The organism is Flavobacterium ardleyense (assembly GCF_033547075.1).
In the GTDB taxonomy this organism is placed as follows: Bacteria; Bacteroidota; Bacteroidia; order Flavobacteriales; family Flavobacteriaceae; genus Flavobacterium; species Flavobacterium ardleyense_A.
Map to the genome: position 1 here is coordinate 2,922,495 of NZ_CP137891.1, position 17,332 is coordinate 2,939,826.

Annotated in this window: 18 protein-coding genes; 7 read left to right on the forward strand and 11 right to left on the reverse strand. The window is 35.6% G+C overall.

The window, feature by feature from the left end:
• Positions 1 to 96 precede the first annotated feature (96 nt).
• Entirely contained in the window at positions 97 to 825 is a 729-nt protein-coding gene (gene ric / locus SBO79_RS12725) for an iron-sulfur cluster repair di-iron protein (RefSeq protein ID WP_318640771.1), read from the forward strand.
• 76 nt (positions 826 to 901) lie between these two features.
• Here ric and SBO79_RS12730 read toward each other — a convergent pair whose 3' ends face one another.
• The 6 genes from SBO79_RS12730 to SBO79_RS12755 all read right to left on the reverse strand — a co-directional run bounded on the left by SBO79_RS12730 (position 902) and on the right by SBO79_RS12755 (position 7,179).
• Positions 902 to 2,725: a hypothetical protein gene (locus tag SBO79_RS12730; RefSeq protein WP_318640772.1), complete on the reverse strand. Its 1,824-nt coding sequence runs from the start codon at positions 2,723 to 2,725 to the stop codon at positions 902 to 904.
• 211 nt (positions 2,726 to 2,936) lie between these two features.
• On the reverse strand, positions 2,937 to 3,491 hold the full coding sequence (locus tag SBO79_RS12735; RefSeq protein ID WP_318640773.1) for a fasciclin domain-containing protein: 555 nt from the start codon (positions 3,489 to 3,491) through the stop codon (positions 2,937 to 2,939).
• 95 nt (positions 3,492 to 3,586) lie between these two features.
• Positions 3,587 to 3,817: a hypothetical protein gene (locus tag SBO79_RS12740; RefSeq protein ID WP_318640774.1), complete on the reverse strand. Its 231-nt coding sequence runs from the start codon at positions 3,815 to 3,817 to the stop codon at positions 3,587 to 3,589.
• Between the two features lie 28 nt (positions 3,818 to 3,845).
• Complete coding sequence (cphA, locus tag SBO79_RS12745) at positions 3,846 to 6,437, reverse strand: cyanophycin synthetase (RefSeq protein ID WP_318640775.1); 2,592 nt, start codon at positions 6,435 to 6,437, stop codon at positions 3,846 to 3,848.
• Positions 6,438 to 6,495: 58 nt separating this feature from the next.
• Positions 6,496 to 6,720: a hypothetical protein gene (locus SBO79_RS12750; protein ID WP_318640776.1), complete on the reverse strand. Its 225-nt coding sequence runs from the start codon at positions 6,718 to 6,720 to the stop codon at positions 6,496 to 6,498.
• A 144-nt stretch (positions 6,721 to 6,864) separates the two neighbouring features.
• Positions 6,865 to 7,179, reverse strand: coding sequence for a rhodanese-like domain-containing protein (locus tag SBO79_RS12755; RefSeq protein WP_318640777.1), 315 nt, complete (start codon positions 7,177 to 7,179; stop codon positions 6,865 to 6,867).
• A gap of 113 nt (positions 7,180 to 7,292) precedes the next feature.
• On the opposite strand from SBO79_RS12755, the gene SBO79_RS12760 reads away from it, so the two are divergent.
• Both SBO79_RS12760 and SBO79_RS12765 read left to right on the forward strand, forming a co-directional pair.
• Positions 7,293 to 7,748 carry a MarR family winged helix-turn-helix transcriptional regulator gene (locus SBO79_RS12760; RefSeq protein ID WP_318640778.1) on the forward strand — a complete coding sequence of 152 codons (456 nt, stop codon included), beginning with the start codon at positions 7,293 to 7,295 and terminating at the stop codon, positions 7,746 to 7,748.
• A 22-nt stretch (positions 7,749 to 7,770) separates the two neighbouring features.
• Complete coding sequence (locus SBO79_RS12765; protein ID WP_318640779.1) at positions 7,771 to 8,337, forward strand: YceI family protein; 567 nt, start codon at positions 7,771 to 7,773, stop codon at positions 8,335 to 8,337.
• 70 nt (positions 8,338 to 8,407) lie between these two features.
• Here the strand turns inward: SBO79_RS12765 and SBO79_RS12770 are convergent, their stop codons facing one another.
• The 4 genes from SBO79_RS12770 to SBO79_RS12785 form a co-directional block, all read right to left on the reverse strand.
• Positions 8,408 to 9,583 (reverse strand): C1 family peptidase, encoded by a 1,176-nt coding sequence (locus tag SBO79_RS12770; protein WP_318640780.1) that lies wholly within the window; start codon positions 9,581 to 9,583, stop codon positions 8,408 to 8,410.
• A gap of 75 nt (positions 9,584 to 9,658) precedes the next feature.
• Entirely contained in the window at positions 9,659 to 10,420 is a 762-nt protein-coding gene (yaaA, locus tag SBO79_RS12775) for a peroxide stress protein YaaA (protein WP_318640781.1), read from the reverse strand.
• A gap of 857 nt (positions 10,421 to 11,277) precedes the next feature.
• Positions 11,278 to 12,318, reverse strand: coding sequence for an RluA family pseudouridine synthase (locus tag SBO79_RS12780; RefSeq protein ID WP_318640782.1), 1,041 nt, complete (start codon positions 12,316 to 12,318; stop codon positions 11,278 to 11,280).
• On the reverse strand, positions 12,308 to 12,913 hold the full coding sequence (locus SBO79_RS12785) for a PASTA domain-containing protein (protein WP_318640783.1): 606 nt from the start codon (positions 12,911 to 12,913) through the stop codon (positions 12,308 to 12,310). Before SBO79_RS12785 ends, SBO79_RS12780 begins: the two co-directional genes overlap by 11 nt.
• Positions 12,914 to 13,026: 113 nt before the next feature.
• Between SBO79_RS12785 and SBO79_RS12790 the strand changes: the two genes are divergently transcribed.
• From SBO79_RS12790 to SBO79_RS12805, 4 genes are read left to right on the forward strand one after another with little or no spacing between them, the layout of a single operon-like run.
• Positions 13,027 to 14,001, forward strand: coding sequence for a D-alanine--D-alanine ligase (locus SBO79_RS12790; protein ID WP_318640784.1), 975 nt, complete (start codon positions 13,027 to 13,029; stop codon positions 13,999 to 14,001).
• 5 nt (positions 14,002 to 14,006) lie between these two features.
• The gene (locus SBO79_RS12795; RefSeq protein WP_318640785.1) at positions 14,007 to 14,696 is read left to right on the forward strand and encodes a DUF421 domain-containing protein; all 690 of its coding nucleotides are present in this window, start codon (positions 14,007 to 14,009) and stop codon (positions 14,694 to 14,696) included.
• Positions 14,697 to 14,711: 15 nt separating this feature from the next.
• Positions 14,712 to 15,167 (forward strand): pantetheine-phosphate adenylyltransferase, encoded by a 456-nt coding sequence (gene coaD, locus SBO79_RS12800; RefSeq protein ID WP_318640786.1) that lies wholly within the window; start codon positions 14,712 to 14,714, stop codon positions 15,165 to 15,167.
• Between the two features lie 48 nt (positions 15,168 to 15,215).
• Positions 15,216 to 15,782, forward strand: a complete 567-nt coding sequence (locus SBO79_RS12805) for a PhnA domain-containing protein (protein ID WP_318640787.1) — start codon at positions 15,216 to 15,218, stop codon at positions 15,780 to 15,782.
• 118 nt (positions 15,783 to 15,900) lie between these two features.
• On the opposite strand, the gene SBO79_RS12810 is transcribed toward SBO79_RS12805, so the two are convergent.
• The gene (locus SBO79_RS12810; protein ID WP_318640788.1) at positions 15,901 to 17,244 is read right to left on the reverse strand and encodes a DEAD/DEAH box helicase; all 1,344 of its coding nucleotides are present in this window, start codon (positions 17,242 to 17,244) and stop codon (positions 15,901 to 15,903) included.
• Positions 17,245 to 17,332: the final 88 nt, after the last annotated feature.

The window sequence follows — 17,332 nt, forward strand, 5'->3', positions numbered from 1 at the left end:
CTTTATATGATATAGGTCATAAAAAAGGACAATATTATCCTTTACCTTTACAATGGTTCTAAATAATCTATAAACAGTTTTTAAAAATATAAAATTATGACAATTCTAGATGAAAAAACAATTGGTGAATATGTAGCGCAAGATTTCAGAACTGCTGCTGTATTTTCAAAGTATGGTATCGATTTTTGTTGCAAAGGGAATCGTAGTATTACAGAGGCTTGTGAGAAAAAAGCATTGGATCCAACAAAAATTCAAGGTGAGATAGACAAGTTATTGCAAACTTCGCAAACCGGTCACATTGATTTTACCAGTTGGCCGCTCGATTTGCTAGCAGATTATATTGAAAAAACGCACCACCGCTTTGTAGCCGAAAAATCGCCCCTATTGGTGGCTTTTCTTGATAAACTGTGCAAAGTTCACGGGCACAATCACCCTGAATTATTTGAAATTACTGAATTATTTAAAGGTTGTGCACAAGAATTAGGCAGTCACATGCAAAAGGAAGAGCAGATTTTATTTCCTTTTATCAAAAAAATGGTAGCTAGCAATTTGAATAATTCCGAATTAGATCAGCCTGGCTTTGGATCGGTAGCGAATCCAATTGCGATGATGAAAGCGGAGCATGAGAATGAAGGAGAACGTCTTGAAAAGATTTCTGCCCTCACAAATAATTATCTGCCGCCTGCTGATGCTTGCAATACTTACAAAGTTACGTACGCAATGCTGCACGAATTTGAACAAGATTTACACACACATATTCACCTAGAAAACAACATATTATTCCCCCAAGCTTTGCAAATGGAATCGCAAATGGCATACGCATAATCTTTCAATTACTATTTTTTAAAACCTAAAAACCCGGCTTAATTAGGCCGGGTTTTTCATTATCTTTAGTAGCAATTTATACTAATACTTCACTGTCTTTTGAGGGTGATAGTGCGTTAAGTTCCAAACTATAAAGTTTTAACTCTTCTTCAATCTTGCCTCTTGTCTGGACAAAAAACGTTGAATGATCAAACAAATCACGGTAATAATTAATTCCCTCTAGCAGATTGGCTTGAAAATTTTTCAGTTTTTTAAGTTGCGCTAAGGATGCATTTTCTGAAATATTTCCTAATTCCTCTTTAAGGTACTCTACATACATTTTGATTTCATTGATAAACATATTAGGCCTAGAAATAGTTTCATTAATAATATTTGTTTTGCCGTAGATATGTTGTGCCATTGTATTTAGCGAAACTTCTTTATCAAAATAAGCCAAATTTGGTCCAGGGCAAATTACGATTCCTTGCTGCTGTCCTTTAATTTTGATGCCATTTTCAAGGTAAGATGCATTAGCCAGACCTACACAAAGACAGGCTTTTTCGGTGATTTTGATCTTTTTGTACTCAAACTCTTTTGCCGAAAGTGTTTCTTTCTTCTGTTCTAATAAGGCAAGTTTTAAATCTTGAAATTTCTTCGAAGCGGAGCAAATTCCTTGTTCACCATACTCCTTGCTCAATGCCAGAAGTTTTTTTGGGCAAGAACTTCCCGGTTTATTCTGCTCGATTCTCGATTGCTTAAAATATTCATTGCTCATTCCTCTCACCGTGTTAAAAGGCACTCCTAAAGGTGAAATATCACTTAAGTAAAAATCTTCTTCTTTCGCTTTCGCTAAAATTGCTCTAGTCTCCAAATCTACCGAAGTTGCTTCTGGCACTAACAAAAATGGTGATCCCCAGCCTACGGAAGTTACTTTGTAATGGTCTAGCAAGAAATCGTGCTCCTCTGCTGTACCTACACCACCTTGTGCAGTTATTATTAATGGCAGAGGCTCTGTAGGGATGGGAAGGTTTTTTAATTCGAGTGCTTTGATCATTAATGAATGTGCCGACTCTATTAGTTCTAAACGTCTATTTTTAAATTCTTCCAAAATCGGTCCCATCAGATGCCCATCGGTGGCAAATGCGTGACCGCCACAATTAAGACCAGATTCTATTCGATACTCGGATACCCACAATCCTTTTTTTGCCAAGAAATTTCCTTGAATCATCGCCGAACGATAATCGCTCACTTTGAGAATAATCTTTTTCCTGAGCGAACCCTGCGTGTCCGGATAAAAATCGCTAAAATGCTCGAAATATCCATAAAGTCTTGGATTCATCCCCGCCGAAAGAATTACCGAAGATGTCAATGTACTATTAGCAAATCCTCTCAATGCCGCGTGCGCATCATTAAAAATCGCCTCTTGTTTTACATCGCCAATGAAGTTTTCTTTGTCAATCTTTGTCATAATATTGACATCAATCGCTCCTGCGAAAAGATTTTCATCTAGATAATTCTTCAAAGATTCTTTGATTGCTACACCATTCCCAACGAATGATTTCAATCCCTGACTGAGGTCTGAGTGCGTAGGCAACATATTACTAAAATTTTCTAGCTGCTCCTTGCTTTCTACTAACTGATTTTTGAAATCCTCTAGTTTCGTCTTTACAATCGTGTCCATCATATCTAGATAATGAGTGATTCTCGACGCTCTGTAATCATGAAATTTTTGTGTAATTTCTTGGTAAGGAATTGAAAATTTTTTACTGTAAAATGACCTCATCTTTTCTATGAGATCATCATCTGTAATGGATAGTGCCGAAGCAATACCTAAGTGAGCCACACGAATTGGACTGTCAATGGTATATGCAAGACCCATGACAGGAATGTGAAACGTATGACTATTTTTTGTCTCTTTCATAAAATAAATAACTAAATTAATATGAAGCCGAAAATTAGGACAATCAAGTCTTTAAAAGAATGATATATGTCATACTGAACCCTAAAACACTTTCTCTAATTTTGGAAGTACTATAATTTCAATTTATTTTTGGATTTATAAGCACAAAAAAACGCGAACTTTAAAGTCCGCGTTGTATAACAAAGCTGGTTGGTTAGAAAATATGAATGCATTAATTTGGCAATAAAACATCTTCTATAATATGGACAATTCCATTTGTAGTTTCGAAGGAAGCGACAATTACTGATCCATTTACAAGAATGTGATTTTGTGTTTTAGTGATTTTAATTTTTCCACCGTAAACCATGTCAAATTCGTCAGCATCCTGCATATATTCAGTTTTTAAAACTCCTACATATGTGTGATAACCTAAAATATTTTCTAAATCTTCTAGCTTTTCTGCATGCAAAAGATCCTCCATCGATGCATCACTGAGTTTAGCAAACGCCGCGTTTGTTGGAGCAAAAAAAGTATAAGGACCGGCATTGCTCAGTGCATCGACTAGTTCAGCTTTTTTTAGAGCGAGCAGCAAAGTAGTATGATCTTTACTATCTGCCACAATTTGCACAATATTAAGCTTTGAATCAGATTTATTTGCATCAGGTGGACTTATGTTCAAGGGAGCTGTTGTCAAGTCATTTGCCACCTCACTAGTATCAGTATTTTGCTTACAACTCACCAAAAATGCTAATACGGCAAAAAGCAGTATTTTAATCGACGTATTCATTATCCTAACGGTTTTAGAATTATTTAGTAAAGAAAACAAAATATTACTTTACATTTCTTGCTTTGTCCTAAAATTCGATCCAATATTCTTAGAAACTATTCAGCATGGTGAAATGAAGACACTGTTTTGATAAAGTTCTTTTTACTAGTATCTGAATACGCTTTGTCATTAATTAGATATTTATCAATTAAATCTCGACTTCCCTTGTGGTCAATATCCAATTTTTCTTGAATGGTTTTGGTACTAACTACTTTCTTGGCACTCACCTCTCTAGTAGGAAATTGAAAAACTGCAAGATTTGAGCTATTTTCTATTTTAGAGTCCATATGATTTGATTTTCTTTAAATATAAGGATTAAATTTTAATTTGATGTTGAAGAATTACATCAATTACACTTTCATACATTTCGCTCAATGCTACAACAAGGTCATTTTCATGAGCAATATCCAATGCTTTTACCACGGCAAAATTTTCATTTTCAATGACCTCGACCGTAATATTTTCGTTTGCCGAAGCAATTCCAATCTTTAGAAGTTCCACTATATTGTCTGCCTCCCGACCTCTCAAATCTGCTTCTTGTCTAATGATGATGTGATCAAACATCTGACCTGCTAGCAATCCACATTCAATAATATCCTGATCTCTTCTATCGCCAACGGCCGAAATAATGCCAATAATTCTCTTACCTTCAAAATTTTTTAGGTATTCCTGCATCGCTTTGTAACCGTGAACATTGTGGGCATAATCTACAATAATTTCGTAGCCATTATGTTGAAAGTGGTTCATTCGACCAGGCGTATTTTTACTATCGGGAATAAATTTTGACAAAGCCGTAGCAATGTGCTTTGCAGATATTCCCTGTAAAAAAGTTGCCAACGCTGCTGCTAAGACATTGGCCATCATGAATCTGCAGGTGCCATTAACGGTTAAAGGAATATGATTACAGTGGGCAATGATTGTTGAAATTTTATCTTTTAAGATAGTGAGATTTCCCTCTTGATAAAATGCCACCGCGATGTTTTGATTGCTAAGTGATTCGATAAGTTCATAATTATACTTATCTATGAAAAAAGCATAATTACATTTGAGCGTACTAGCAATTTTGACGCAGTTTTCATCTGTACCATTTAGCACTGCCCAGCCACTAGGCTTCACACTGTGCGCAACTACAGCTTTTACATTCGCTAAATCCTCGAGCGTATCTATATTATGAAGACCTAGATGATCCCCTTGAATATTGCTTATGATTCCCACATCGCAATAATCATAATACAGTCCTGCTCGGAGAATTCCGCCTCTTGCAGTTTCCAAAACTGCATAATCAACTGTAGGATCACTCAAAACGATTTTTGCGCTTTGTGGACCAGTCATATCACCTTCTGCTATGAGAATGTCATTCACATAAATTCCATCGGTTGTGGTAAAACCTGGTGTAAAACCCGCAGTTTTCGCAATAAAAGCCGTTAGTCTTGTAATTGTGGTCTTACCGTTTGTACCGGTAACAGCTATAATAGGAATACGAAAATTTGATTTTGGAGGATACAACATATCGACTACGGCTTCCCCGACCGATCGCGGAATTCCCGAACTTGGCGCTAAATGCATTCTGAATCCAGGAGCTGCATTCACTTCTATAATGACACCATTGTTTTTTCTAATAGGCATCTCCAAAGTTTCGGCAATAATATCAAGACCACATATATTAAGTCCCATAATTTTGGCTGCTCTTTCAGCAAGTAAGTTATTTTCAGGATGAATATGATCTGTCACGTCCTCGGCAGTGCCACCTGTGCTAAGATTTGCAGTTGACTTTAGGAAGACAACTTGTCCTCTATCCGCGACACTTTCCAAACTAATATTCTGCTTAAGCAACATATTATGCGAATCTTGGTCAATGGTTATTTTGGTTAAGTTTTTAGTGTGGCCTATCCCCCGCTCCGGATTGTGATTTTCTATTTCAATTAATTTCTTTATAGAGTGAATGCCATCGCCAATGACGTGCGCCGGATTTCTTTTGGCCGCAGCCACAACTTTATAGTCTATCAACAATATTCGGAAATCAAATCCTTTTGTATATCGTTCCACTAAGACTGTAGTAGAAATAGTCTGCGCAAATAAATATGCCGCATGTGCTGCGGTCCACGTTGTAATATTTATAGTTGCACCCTTTCCTTGATTACCATTCAGAGGTTTTATAACCAAAGGGTAACCAAGAGTATCAATTATCTCACTCAATTCGTCCTCACTATCGCAGGTGCTTCCTTCTGGCACAGGAATAAACATTTGCGAAAGTAAATTCTTAGTTTTTTGCTTATTGCCAGCATCATCAACCGCAAGACAGGAAGTGCTTCCAGCAATAGTTGCCTGAAACTGCTTTTGCTTCACCCCGTATCCTAAATAAATTTTTGAATATTTTCCAAATCGACGCCACGGAATGCTTCTAGCTTCGGCTGCCGCGACAATGCTTGCTGTACTTGGTCCTAACTGATTGCTGTAGTAAATTTTAGAAATCTGTTGAAAAATCTCTAAAATTTCAACATCTTTTCCATCTCCCAAACTCGACACAATGCTTTTTAAACTATTTACTACATATCGTGCCGTGTCGAAATCCTGATAGCCAAAAGCAAATAGATAGGTATTTGCAGCAGCGGCAGATCTGAAATTAAAATAATAGTTGAGTTGGTTATTAAAAGGTTGCAATAACAATCCAATTTTGCAAAGCAGAATTACAACCTTTTCTTCTTGGTTATTATGCGCATGAATTTGATCATTTTGAAAAACTATGGGAGCATGATTTAAAGATTCCAGCTGCCCATATAGGTCTGTGAGTTTTGAAACAATTGATACGTTACTGTTATCAAATAACACAGTAAATTGTACTAAAGGCTTATAATACGAACTCCAAATATTCGAACCTTTTAAATATCGAGTGGCAACTATTTTCATACGTGCTTAAAAATATTTAGAAATGAGTACTAGGTTACAAATCGTACACTGAAAAATATTATACCATATCATCCATCGATCTCAAGTAACACAAGTAGTTGTATCGTTCGATTATTTCTGATTGATCGTTGCATTCTTCGACTCTTGCATCGCACTGTTCATCAGTCGATTGTAAATGTTCGAAATCTAAATCCTCCTCTACAACGCAAATTATGTTTAGTTTCGCTTGAGTTGCTAAAGTGTCATCAAGAGGAGATTTGCGGAGGTTAGTTTGAAAATTCATAGCGGTACTTAAATTTATTGGTTAAAACGTAAAGCTATTCTTAATATGCTGAATTACTGTTATATAGTTACTACATACATTTATAATATTATTTTACTAAGAACATATCTATATGATGCCCTTGTAAAAAATCAATCAAATAGACTAAGGTTGTGTAAGATCTCCAGTGTATTGCATTATTCCACCTGCAAGGTTAAATACATTTGTAAAGCCTTGCTGATTCATATAATTGCAAGTTTGATGGCTTCGGACACCCGATCTGCAATAAATATAATAATTGGCATCTTTATCTTCTAACCCATTAATTGTATCTACAAAATTCTGACCTGAATAAATATCAATCATCATTGCATTTGGAATAATACCCTCCGCCCATTCGGCAGGTGTGCGAACATCAATTATAATCGCATTCTCTTGATTTGCAACTTGATCAGTCCATTGTTTCTGAGATAAATCCATAAGTATTCTTAATTTTTAAAGTTATGAAGCATTATTAACAAAGTAATAACATTTAAATATCTCCTACAACATTATTTTTTTTACATTTGTATATACAAATATTGTAGATGTAAATGACTGTAGAAGAAATTATAAAAGCACACAAACCAATCTCGCTTCAGAAGAAGACTTTATTAAATTTGAGTATTACAAATCAGATTTTAACAGAAGATTTTAATGAGGTCTTAAAGCCCTATGATTTGTCTAATGAGCAATTTAACGTCTTACGAATTTTGCGAGGTCAAGAAAATCAGATTCTAAATATGCAGAGTATACAAGAACGAATGGTTGCAAAGACTAGCAATACCACAAGACTTGTAGATAAGCTATTGCTAAAGGATATGGTTACTAGAGATGTCTGTCCTTCAAATAGGCGAAAAGTTGAAATAAAACTTACTGGCAAAGGTTTTGATGTACTACGAGAATTAGATCCAAAAATTGAACTTTACGATGCTGCATTGTCATCAAAATTAAACGATGCCGAACTCCAACTACTTAATAATTTGTTGGATAAATTACGTAAATCTTAAACCTTAATACATACTTTTTACAATGAAACACTTAAAAACGCTCGCCATTGCTATCTTGGCTTTTACAACTACTACACTTGTAGCACAAACAAAAACGATTAATACTGCCAAAAGTCAAATTAAATGGGTTGGCGAAAAAGTTACTGGAAAGCATGAAGGAACTGTAAATTTATCTTCTGGAACTCTTATTTTGGACAAACAAAAAATTGTAGGCGGAACATTTACAATTGCAATGCCGACACTTACTGTAACTGACCTTACAGCAGATCAAGGAAAAGCTAAACTTGAAGGTCATTTAAAATCAGAGGATTTCTTTGATACTGAAACTTCTCCAGAAGCAAAACTTGTTTTTAGAAGTGTAGCTCCTAAAGCAAATCAGATGTATACTGTAACTGCTGACCTTACTATCAAAGGAATTACACAACCTGTAACTTTTGATCTTAAAGCCAACTCAACTACAGCTTCAACAACGTTTAAAGTTGATAGAACTAAGTATGATATAAAATTTAAATCTGGTTCTTTCTTCGATAATCTAGGTGATAAAGCAATCTATGATGATTTTACTATTGCGGTAAACTTAGTTTACTAAGCTAAAATCTCCGCTTACAAAAAAACCCAATCTCGCGATTGGGTTTTTTTATGTCACAATATTATAATACTTAGGCTTTTAATTTCGATTTGAAGTTTTTTGTCAAAGCATCTTGATGCAAGTAGATACTAGTAGTTTTTAATTGTACAAAAGCTTTAGAAACATACAGATATCCTTTGTAATCATTCTTATCTCCCCACGAATTTTTAATTTTGTAGTACTCTTTACCACCTTGATCTTTTGCAATCCCCACAATTTGCATTGCGTGATCGTCGGTAGTGTATAACGAATAGAGACCCGCAAGACGCATCTCTTCTGTAATTACTTTCTCTTGAACTGGCTTGTCAAAAAACTTTTTACGATCGCTATCTGTAATATTATATAAATCTACATTAGGAACGTGAGCTACTCCGTTTTTCCAACTAAAGTAATCTTCAGAAACATCTGTCGACCATGCAACAGAAAATCCATTTTTTAAAGCTGCATCAATAACATCCGTCATTTCGGTCATAGGAACATTATAGGCCATATCATAACTCCAATTATCAGGAACTGGAACAAGTATTTTCTCATAATATGGACTGTCCATATAGGATGTAATTTCAACATACTGCTCAGGAACAATGCCCACCACTTCTTTCGCAAAGGTATGTGGCGTATAGTTTTTTCCTAAATAAGTAAACGTTGCAGGAACTTTCCCTAATGTTTTGTCAAGATAATCATTGATATCTTTAACCCACGAAACACCTTTCTTTGGATCTGGATTCTTCATATAATTATCTAAAATAGCTTTGAAATCTTTTTGGAAAGCTGCGGATTTCAAACTTCCTTTTCCATAATCTTCATTGGTGTAAGCCTCTTGCGGCATCGCGCCATATTTCTTAATCATATTGACAACATCGTGTGGTTCGCCACCATCACCAAGGGACATATTTCCGTTCATCAAAATATAGTTTCGAGCTTTTGACAAATAGACTTGTCGTGCGGTATATATTTCAGCTAGATCAACGGGAGCTTTTCCCAATCGAATCATTTCACTTTCTAAAAATGAATTTCCAGAGTAACTCCAGCAGGTACCCGCAGATCCTTGATTTTTTATTGAAGTATTTTCAATATCAATCATATCTTTAAAATGAAACTTCGAATTTATTGAAGCATTATTTATAACTTTATTGACCAAATCATCTTGTGCAAATATCGAAGTCGCGCAAAACAATAGGGAGAGCATTATCGTTTTTCTGATCATAGTTTCTGTATTATTTTTTTAACGAAGTCGCTAATTTACTTAAAGCTTTGCTTTATCCGATTGTTTTTATCTTTTTTAACGTGTAAAAACCAAATCAGTATCTGTTGATAATTTACTATCAAAACCATAGCCGTCGTAGTCAAAGTGTTTTAAGTCATCCACGGTCTGCGCATTGCTATCGGCTATAAACCGCACCATCATTCCCCTAGCTTTTTTTGCGTAGATAGCTATAATCTTCAAATCGCCATTTTTATAATCCTTAAATTCCGGTTTGATAACCGGCACTTTCAACGCTTTCGTATCAATTGCCGAAAAATATTCGACACTCGCAAGGTTTATAAAAAGTTCGTCTTTTTTCAGCTCTTTGTTCAATGCGGCTGTTATTTTTGGCTTCCAAAACTCGTAAAGATTTTTGTTATGCCCTACTGGCAAAGTGATTCCCATCTCCAATCTGTAGGCTTCCATCACGTCGAGCGGTCTCAAAATTCCGTACAATCCTGATAATATGCGCAGTGAATCTTGAAGTCCCACTATTTTTTCTTCGCTCAAACTATAAGCATCAAGTCCTTTGTATACGTCGCCGTCTAAAGTAAAAATCGCCTGTCTTGAAGTATCAGTTATTTTAGTATTAAATTTACGATCTTGATTTCGCTGCCAATTCAAATCAGCTAATTTTTGCGAAATCGACATCAATTTGGACAAAGCATCTGGAGATTGATTCATCAGCTCTTGCTGAATTTCTTTTGCCTCTTCCAGAAAAATTGGTTTTGTATGTTTTTGAAGTGGTAATGCGGTGTCAAAGTCTAGCGACTTGGCGGGTGACAATACTATTTTCATTCTATTTTTTTAGGTTGAACTCAAAAATACAAAATTTGGATCGCATTTTCAATTGTGCTGAGAATGTTTTGGCTTTCGCCGAAGGCACTCCGTTTTCAGTTCGCGTTTGTAATAAGTAGGAAGCTAGAAGAGGAAATTCTTAGGGCCAAATTGCCGTTGGATAAGGGATTATTGAGATTCTTAGCGCAGAAAATTTTCTGGTGCTCGTTTAGAACGAGTACCTACATTATTTTTAGACGTAAATGCAGCGTCTGTGACGCGGATTATTACGAAGAAAATTTGTTTAAAGTATCCGCGTCACAGACGCTCCAATTCTTTTTCACTTCCAGGTAGATACTCGCCACAGGCAAGCACCAGATTAGTAACACAACTTTCCCGCAAACTTGTCATTTCGACGAAGGAGACCCGAACTATTGCGAACTGGCGAAGCAAATCACATATTAAAACTCTTTTTTTTTCGTGAAAAATGCTGTATTTAATTCTAATCTTTATTTCTAAAGTAACGATAATAGTTTTCTGGTGCTCGTTTATAACGAGTACCAACTTTCTTAATAGACGTAAACAAAGCGTCTGTGACGCGGTTAACTCTCATAAACGTTTGTAATAAACTACCCCCTTGACGGACGCTATGATTTAATTGTAAGTAGGTACTCGAAAAAGACAAGCAGCAGCTGCATTTAGTAATTTCAGCATTATAACTTCAACCGAAGACGAAATCCCACACTAGATATCATAAATCACGTTGACTTGAAAATTAAAAATTATATAGCAACTTAGATTCTTTCGGCGAAAGCCAAAAAAAACGACCTGAAATAAAAAAACTTCAGGTCATTAATATTTTAAATTGAAAGATTGAACTACTCCTCTTCTTCCAAACTTTTACTTTGCGCATAGCCGCGCCATTTTTCAATAACTTCGGTCATATCCTGAGGAATTTCGGTATCAAAACGCATTGTTTCGCCAGTTGTAGGATGCACAAACCCAAGCGTTTTTGCGTGTAATGCCTGACGTGGCAAAATTTTGAAGCAGTTCTCAACAAACTGTTTGTATTTTGTAAAAGTTGTTCCCTTCAAAATCAAATGACCTCCATAACGCTCATCATTAAATAAGGTATGACCAATATGCTTGAGGTGCACGCGAATTTGGTGCGTACGACCAGTTTCTAATTTGCAAGAAATCAAGGTTACATAGCCCAAACGTTCCAAAACTTTGTAGTGCGTAACTGCTGGCTTTCCGATAGTTTCATCTTCAAAAACTGCCATTTGCATACGATCTTTAACGTGTCTAGCAATATTTCCAGTGATGGTGCCTTCGTCTTCCTTAACATTACCCCAAACAAGTGCAATATATTCGCGCTCAGAAGTTTTTGCTTCAAATTGCTTGGCAAGATGAGTCATTGCAGCTTCGGTTTTGGCAATAACCAATAATCCAGAAGTATCTTTATCAATCCTATGAACTAAACCTGGACGCTCGCTGCTATTCATTGGGAGATTATCAAAATGAAACGCTAGCGCATGCACCAAAGTTCCAGTATAATTTCCATGACCAGGATGTACAACCATTCCCGCTTCCTTATTTATAAGCAACAAAGCGTCGTCTTCGTACACTATATTCAACGGAATATCTTCTGGATCAATTCGGTTTTCGTAAGGCGGATGCGTTAATAAAATTCGAATTACATCTCCTGGTTTTACTTTATAATTAGATTTAACCGCAACATCGTTGACGTAAATATCGCCCGAAGTTGCTGCACTTTGAATTTTGTTTCGAGTAGAATTCTGAATCATGTTCATCAAGAACTTGTCAATTCTTAATAATAATTGTCCTTTTGGCACTTCAAATCTAAAGTGTTCAAAGAGTGTGTCTTCTTCTACATTATCATCTATATTATTCAGCATCTTCAAGATTCTCTAGAGGTTCGTCTATTTCATTTTCGTCAAATGCTACTTTCCCATCACCAAGAACAACATCAATTTTGGACGTCTTCATTACCTTATCTCCAGGTTTCAAAACTTTTCCTTTCTGTTTAAGTTGTCTTACCATGTCTTTTCCTAAATACGGAACATAAGTAATTTCGCCAATTTCAAGTCCTAGAGCCAAAAGCGTCGGTGATACCTGTCTAAATGTTTTTTCGATTAGATCTGGAATGACCACTGATGTAAATCCTGACGAATTTATTTTGATGTAAATCTTTCTATCTTCTTTGACTTTAGTGCCTGGAAGAGGATCTTGTTCTACAACGCTAAATTTTGGATAGCCTTTTTTGAAATCAACACTATCAAGCAAAACATAATTAAGATTTAATTCTTCGACCTTTTCCTTAACTTGCTGCTCTGTAAGTTTGCTTAGGTCTGGAACTTCTATTTCTTGCCCGTGATTTGTATTGCTATCTAGCCAAAAAATAAAGGCGAAAACCAATGCTGCGACTATTGCAATTGCAATTGCAATCTGCGTAAAGAAAACGCGACTGGTTAGATATTTTCGTAAACTCATAATTAATTAATTTGTCGCAAAGATATAAAAATACTAAAGGGTATTCATTTGAAAAAAATTGATAAATTTGTTGCATAAATCAACCTCTTCACCTCTTAAACAAACTCATTATTATGAAAAATATTGCCATCATTATGGGCGGCTATTCTAGCGAAGTTCAAATCTCATTACTAAGTGGTAATGTGGTGTATAACAATCTTGATAAGATGAGATACAATAGATATAGAATTCATATATTAATAGAGGGGTGGTTTTATTGTGATGAAAATGATCAATTGTCAGCGGTAGACAAAAATGACTTTTCAATTCAGGTTGATGGTAAAAAGGTAAAATTTGATGCTGTCTTTAATGCAATTCATGGTACGCCTGGCGAAGATGGTTTAATGCAAGCATATTTTGCACTGCTAGAAATACCACAAAGTTCTTGTGGTTATTACCAAGCAGCGCTAACTTTTAATAAACGCGACCTACTTTCTGTTTTAAAACCGTACGGAATAAAAGCCGCAAATTCGTATTATCTAAATAAAGGAGACGAAATTAATACTGCCGAGATTGTAAAATCTGTTGGGTTGCCTTGCTTTGTAAAACCTAATAAATCTGGCTCAAGCTTCGGAATATCCAAAGTTAAACTTCAAGACGAATTAGAGCAAGCAATTGAAAAAGCATATCAAGAGGATGATGAAATAATTATCGAAAGTTTTCTAGATGGAACAGAAGTTTCTGTAGGAGTAATCAAATACAACGATGTAGTGACAGTTCTGCCGATTACTGAAATTGTTTCGGAAAACGAGTTTTTTGATTATGAAGCCAAATATTTAGGCAAATCTCAGGAAATTACTCCAGCCAGAATATCCGCTGAGATGACCGCAAAGATTCAGAAAATCGCCAAGAGAATTTACGAAATTTTAAAAATGGAAGGCTTCAGTAGAAGCGAATTTATTATTGTCAACGACGAACCGCATTTACTTGAATTAAATACGGTGCCTGGCATGACAACCGAAAGTCTATTGCCACAACAAGCTGAAAAAGCCGGAATCTCATTGTCACAATTATTTTCTAATAGTATTGAAATGGCTTTAAATAAATAGCAACAATGGAAGCACTCGATTGGCATCAAATTTTTCTCGACGATAAATCGTTTGGCTTTTTGTTTGAAGTAGCTTTTCGGACAATTGTAATGTTTACGGTATTGCTGCTAACATTAAAACTAACTGGAAAAAGAGGTGTTCGCGAACTTTCTGTCTTTGAAACGGTTATAATAATAGCGTTAGGATCTGCGGCAGGTGACCCTATGTTTTATGATGACGTTGCTATTTTACCAGCACTCACCGTTTTTCTAGTAGTAATTTTGTGCTACCGATTTTTAACTTGGCTTACAGGAAAAAGTAAAAGATTTGAAGAATTTATGGAAGGCAAAACTGAATGTCTGATTAAAGAGGGAAAATTTGTTATAGAGACCTTTAATAAAGAATCACTAGCACAAGACGAATTTTTCTCCGAACTTCGACTTCAATCAGTATCGCATCTTGGACAAATAGAATATGGTTATCTCGAAACTACTGGCGATATGAGTATCATTTTTTACGATGACAATTCGGTCAAATATGGATTGCCAATACTACCACATTTGTTTCTCAATAAAACGAAAACTATTTCTCAAAGTGGAATTTACGCTTGTACGCATTGTGGCGCTGTAGATGAGCTTTCTCCTGGCATAGCGACCTGCAAAATTTGTAAAAAGCAGGAATGGGTTGAAGCTATTAAGACAAAAAGAAATGCTTAAAAAAATAGATGAAAAATGAAAAAAGCTGTTTTTCCGGGATCGTTTGATCCAATAACCTTAGGACATTTGGATATTATCACTCGTGGATTGCCATTATTTGACGAAATAATTGTTGCGATTGGGGTCAATGCCGAAAAGAAATATATGTTTACGCTTGAAGAGCGCAAAAAGTTTTTGGAAGAGACATTTAAAGATGCTCCAAATATTAAAATTGTAGATTATACTGGTCTGACAATCGAGTTATGCGAAAGAATGGATGCAGCATTTATTTTACGAGGGTTGCGAAATCCAGCCGATTTTGAATTCGAAAAAGCAATTGCACACACCAATAGAAAGCTTTCTAAAATAGAAACAGTTTTCTTATTGACATCAACAAACACATCTTATATCAGCTCGAGTATAGTGCGAGATGTGATTAGAAACGGTGGCGATTACACATTACTTGTGCCAGAGGCAGTACGAACTAAATAATAAATAGAACTTCCGCAGAATATTTTTTGTGGTTTAAATAAAGAAAGAATGAATTTAGAAAGAGAATTAAACAAACGCAGTAATGGAGCATGCGAACTTTGTGCATCAACAGAAAATCTGAAACAATATGATATTCTTCCACAAAAGAAAGCAGGAATGGACGAAAGTATCTATCTATGTTCTACTTGTTTAGATCAAATTGAAAACCCTGAAAATGTTGATGCTAATCATTGGAGATGTTTAAATGACAGTATGTGGAGCGAGTATATTCCGGTACAAGTGATGTCTTACAGATTGTTGAAGCGTTTTGGCAATCATGAATTGGCGGAGCAAATTTATATGGATGAAGAAACTTTGGAGTGGGCAAAAGCTACTGCCGAAGGCGAAGAAGACGAAAACAAATTAATACATCGTGACAGTAACGGCGTTATTCTGAACACTGGAGATTCAGTTGTACTAATCAAAGATTTGAAGGTAAAAGGTTCTAGTATGGTTGCTAAACAAGGAACCGCCGTTCGTAACATTCGTCTTGATCACGAAAACGAAACATATATTGAAGGTCGCGTTGATGGTCAACAAATTGTGATTATTACGCAGTACGTTAAGAAGTTATAACATTTTAAACTTTAAATAAATATAAAACGGTTTACATCGACAATTGCGAATGTAAACCGTTATTATATTATTACTACTTTGAAAAATAAAAGTTTTTTGAAGTTATAATAATATGCTCCTACTCCTCTTTCTTTACTACATTTCTAGCAACTTCTATTTTGAATTTCTTCCCTTTCATCTTCTTGTCACGAATGGCAGTTAGCAGATTTGATACTTTGGTAGATTTGACCGCCACAAAAGAAATAAAGTCCTTTACTTCAATAATTCCTATATCAGATTTGTCCAATCCTCCTACTTGTCCAAAAAAGCCTACAATGTCAATTTTATTTAGCTTGTTTTTCTTTCCGCCGCTGATGTATACTGTCTTATACTCTGGGGCTTTTGGTAGCGTTATCGAATTTTTAACATCTAATACTGGCATTTTATAATCTAAATAATCTGCTTTTTTCTCAGCTTCATTATATAAAATATAAGCCGTACCTGAGGCCGTCATTCTTGCGGTACGACCATTACGATGCGTATACTCATCTACTTTTGATGGTAAATGATAATGTACAACATGTTTCATATCTGGAATATCAAGCCCACGAGCAGCCAGATCTGTAGTAATAAGGTAGCGAACACTGCCATTTCTGAACTGAATGAGCGCTCTTTCACGTTCGTCCTGATCCATTCCGCCATGATAGTAAGTGACACTGATACCTTTTTCGTTAAGCAAATCACTAATACGCTCAGCAGCATCTCGGTGGTTGCAGAAAATAATTGCCGATTCAGATTTGAAACTGCAGATTAAATTAAACAAGGTTTCTAGTTTATCTTTATCTGGAGACAAGACAAGTTTCGTAACAAGATTACTATCGTCCTCATCATCAGTTAGGAAATTTAAAACAACTGGTTTATGAACTTTCGTATACTTTGGAATTTCGATACCATCAGTTGCCGAAACCATTATTCGTTTATTAACTTTCGGCAAGCGTGCAATAATAAATGACATTTGCTCGTGAAAACCAAGCTGCAGTGATTTATCAAACTCATCCAGAATAAGGGTTTTAATGGAGTCGGTCTCAAAAGTGCCACGATCAATATGATCGGCAATCCGGCCCGGAGTCCCAATAAGTATAGCGGGAGGATTGCTAAGATTCTTTATTTCAGTTTCTATAGAGTGTCCACCGTAACAAGTATTTACTTTAAAAGAGGTACCCATTTTTTTCCAAACTTGCTCTATCTGCAAGGCAAGCTCCCGAGAAGGAACGAGAATTAAACACTGTACTTTATTAGACTCTTCAATAAGAGTTTGAAAGATTGGCAGTAAAAAAGCCAGCGTTTTTCCTGATCCTGTTGGAGATAGAAGAAGAACATCGCTGCTATCAATGATGGCTTCTTGAGCCACTACTTGCATCTCATTAAGTTCTGTAATGCCTAGATTAAGCAGTATATTATTGGAGTGTACATTATTATTCATTTGGCAAATTTACTAAGGAAGATTAGAAGAAAGATATAAAAACAAAAAAAACCGCTTAAATAATTAAGCGGTTTAAATATAAGGGTTG